Genomic DNA, 3,552 nt, shown 5'->3' on the forward strand with positions numbered 1-3,552 from the left:
CAATTTTCACAAAGTGTGTGGCAAATGCGCGGTCGCTGGTGACGAGGTGGGCGATGAACCAGTGGCGCAGGGATGACATCAGCTCATGATCGAGCGGAACCCGGCCGGCGACGATGGCGCTGGTGAGGGACTTCAGTTCGGCAAGCAGCATGGTGTGCTCGCGCTGGTGGCTGATGTGGTCCGGGAAACCGCTGGACAGCATCAGTTTTTCTTCATAGAGAAAGTGGGCGCGGGCGTGACGGTGGATGCGCTGCAACAGGGCGGCGTGATCCTGGCCGGGATCGGCCCGCGCGTTGACCAGCAGATTGAGCATGTCCGCCAGCTCACGATGCTGGTAATCCAGCGGCGCAATGCCGAGGTTGAGATGGGATTGCCATTCGATCAAATCCGCCATGTCTCCTCCGCCCTCTGGTCAACAAAGACTGTTGACCCGGATGGGCTGGAAAAGTGCCGTGCAACGGCACGATTCGAATGCAAATCGTGCCGCAAACGGACGGCGGTGGCAAATGAGCGGTGCGGCCTGATTGGTGGGAGCCCGGCGATGTCGGACGACAGCACGAGCTATCCGACGTCATCGGCCGATGAATCGGGCCCCACACATTGGCGGGAGATTATAGACGGGCGATGCGTGCTTGTTGCTCGCTCAGTTGCGCCAGCGCCGTTTGCACCTCGGCCAGGCGCGTGCGCTCCTTCTCCACCAGCTCGGCCGGGGCCTTGGCGGTGAAGGCCTCGTTGGACAACTTGGCCTGCATGCGCTCGATGTCCTTCTCCAGCTTGCCCATCTCGCGGGCCAGACGTGCCAGCTCCGCTTCCTTGTCGATGAGGCCGGCCATGGGCACCAGCAGCTGCATCTCGCCCACCAGGGAGGTGGCGGATTCGGGCGCGTTGTCGCCGGCGTTAAGCCAGGTGATGGATTCGGTGCGCGCCAGGCGTTGCAGGAACAGGGCGTTGCGTTCCAGGCGGTTCTGGTCCTCGGCGGAGCCGTTCTGCAGCAGCACAGGCAGGGGCTTGCTCGGGGCGATGTTCATGCCGGAGCGGATCTTGCGCACGCCGACGATGAAGTCCATCACCCACTGCATTTCCACTTCGGCCGCGGCATCCAGGGCGATATCGCCGGCCTGCGGGTAAGGCTGGCGCATGATCGTTGCCAAAGGCGCATCACTCCCCTCACCCCCGGCCCCTCTCCCTGAGGGAGAGGGGAGAGTTCCGGCCAGCGGCGCGACGCGCTGCCAGATCTCCTCGGTGATGTAGGGCATGATCGGATGGGCCAGGCGCAGCAGCGTCTCCAGCACGCGCACCAGGGTCTGGCGGGTGCCGCGTTCCTGCGCCTCAGAGGCGTCGCCGCTGGTGAGCACCGGCTTGGACAATTCCAGATACCAGTCGCAGTACTCGTTCCAGGTGAAGTCGTAGATGGCCTGGGCGGCGTGGTCGAAGCGGTAACCGGCGATGGCCTCGTTGACGGTGGCCACCGTGCGTTGCAGGCGCGACAGGATCCAGCGATCGGCCAGGGACAGCTCCAATTGTGGGTCGGGCTTCAGCCCGACGCCGTCGTGTCGGACTGAAGTCCGACCCACATCCTGGCCGCAGTCCTTGCCTTCCGTGTTCATCAGCACGTAGCGTGCGGCGTTCCACAGCTTGTTGCAGAAGTTGCGGTAGCCCTCGATGCGGCCGGTATCGAAGTTGATGTCGCGGCCGGTGGAGGCGAGGGCGGCGAAGGTGAAGCGCAGGGCATCGGTGCCGTAGGGCTTGATGCCGTCGGGGAACTCGGCGCGGGTCTGCTTCTCGATCTTCTTGGCCATCTCCGGCTGCATCAGGCCGGTGGTGCGTTTCTGCACCAGGGTCTCCAGATCGATGCCGTCGATGAGATCAATCGGGTCGAGCACGTTGCCCTTGGACTTGGACATCTTCTGGCCGTGGGCGTCGCGCACCAGGCCGTGGATGTAGACCTCGCGGAACGGCACGTCGCCCATGAACTTCAGGCCCATCATGATCATGCGGGCGACCCAGAAGAAGATGATGTCGAAGCCGGTGACCAGTACCGAGGTGGGGTAGAAGGTCTTCAGCGCCGCGGTCTGCTGCGGCCAGCCCAGCGTCGAGAACGGCCACAGGGCGGAGGAGAACCAGGTGTCGAGCACGTCCTCGTCCTGGCGCAGCGCGATATCGAAGCCCAGCTTGTGCTGCTCGCGCACCTCGGCCTCGCTGCGCCCCACATACACATTGCCCTGCTCGTCATACCAGGCGGGGATGCGGTGGCCCCACCAGATCTGGCGGGAGATGCACCAGTCCTCGATCTTGTGCATCCAGTCGAAGTAGGTGTTCTTCCAATTGTCGGGCACGAAGCGGATACGGCCGTCCTCCACCACCTTGATCGCCTCGTCGGCGAGCGGCGCGACCTTCACGTACCACTGGTCGGTGAGCAGCGGCTCGATGACCGAGTGCGAGCGGTCGCCGCGCGGCACCATCAGCTTGTGGTCGTCGATCTTCTCGACCAGTTCCAGCTCCTTGAGGTCGCGCACGATCTGATCGCGCGCCTCGTAGCGATCGAGGCCGCGGTACTGCTCCGGCGCGTTGTCGTTGATCTTTGCGTCGATGGTGAAGACGTTGATCTGCGGCAGGTTGTGGCGCTGGCCCACGGCGTAGTCGTTGAAGTCGTGGGCCGGGGTGATCTTGACGCAGCCGGTGCCGAATTCGGCATCGACGTAGTCGTCGGCGATGATGGGGATCTCGCGCCCCACCAGCGGCAGGGTGATTGTCTTGCCGACCAGATGCTTGTAGCGCTCATCTTCCGGGTTCACCGCCACCGCGCTGTCGCCCAGCATGGTTTCGGGACGGGTGGTGGCGACCACCAGGTGGCCGCTGCCGTCGGACAGCGGATAGCGGAAGTGCCACATGTAGCCGTTTTCCTCTTCCGAGATCACCTCCAGGTCGGACACGGCGGTGTGCAGCACCGGGTCCCAGTTGACCAGGCGCTTGCCGCGGTAGATGAGGCCCTCGCTGTACAGGCGCACGAACACCTCTTTCACCGCATCGTTGAGCCCCTCGTCCATGGTGAAGCGCTCTTTCGACCAGTCCGGCGAGGCGCCCATGCGGCGCAGCTGGCGGGTGATGGTGCCGCCGGACTCGCCTTTCCACTTCCATACCTCGTCGAGGAAGTTCTCGCGCCCGAGGTCGTGGCGGGTCTTGCCCTGGGCCAGCAGGCGGCGCTCCACCACCATCTGGGTGGCGATGCCGGCGTGGTCGGTGCCCGGCTGCCACAGGGTGTTCTTGCCGGCCATGCGGTTGTAGCGGATCAGGGCATCCATGATGGTGTCCTGGAAGGCATGCCCCATGTGCAGCGAGCCGGTGACGTTGGGCGGCGGGATCATGATGCAGTAGGCATCGGCGTTGGCGCCCGTGTCGCTGGCGGGGGCGAAGTAGCCCTGCTCTTCCCAGGTCTGGTACCAGCGCTGCTCGATGGAATGGGGTTCGTAGCTCTTGTCCATGGTCTGCTTGTCGAAAAGTTGATTGGGCCGCGCTGTCGCCAGCGGACCGGGGAAAACGGGTGTGCCGGGG

Annotated in this window: 2 protein-coding genes; both read right to left on the bottom strand. The window is 64.4% G+C overall.

Annotated elements, in window-relative coordinates:
• Nucleotides 1–394: bacteriohemerythrin (locus PHQ87_RS15010; RefSeq protein ID WP_300236096.1), on the bottom strand; the 394-nt coding region annotated here is incomplete at its 3' end.
• A gap of 217 nt (nt 395–611) precedes the next feature.
• Complete coding sequence (locus tag PHQ87_RS15015) at nt 612–3,482, bottom strand: valine--tRNA ligase (RefSeq protein WP_300236099.1); 2,871 nt, start codon at nt 3,480–3,482, stop codon at nt 612–614.
• Nucleotides 3,483–3,552: the final 70 nt, after the last annotated feature.

Source organism: Hydrogenophaga sp. (genome assembly GCF_028698005.1).
In the GTDB taxonomy this organism is placed as follows: Bacteria; Pseudomonadota; Gammaproteobacteria; order Burkholderiales; family Burkholderiaceae_C; genus Hydrogenophaga.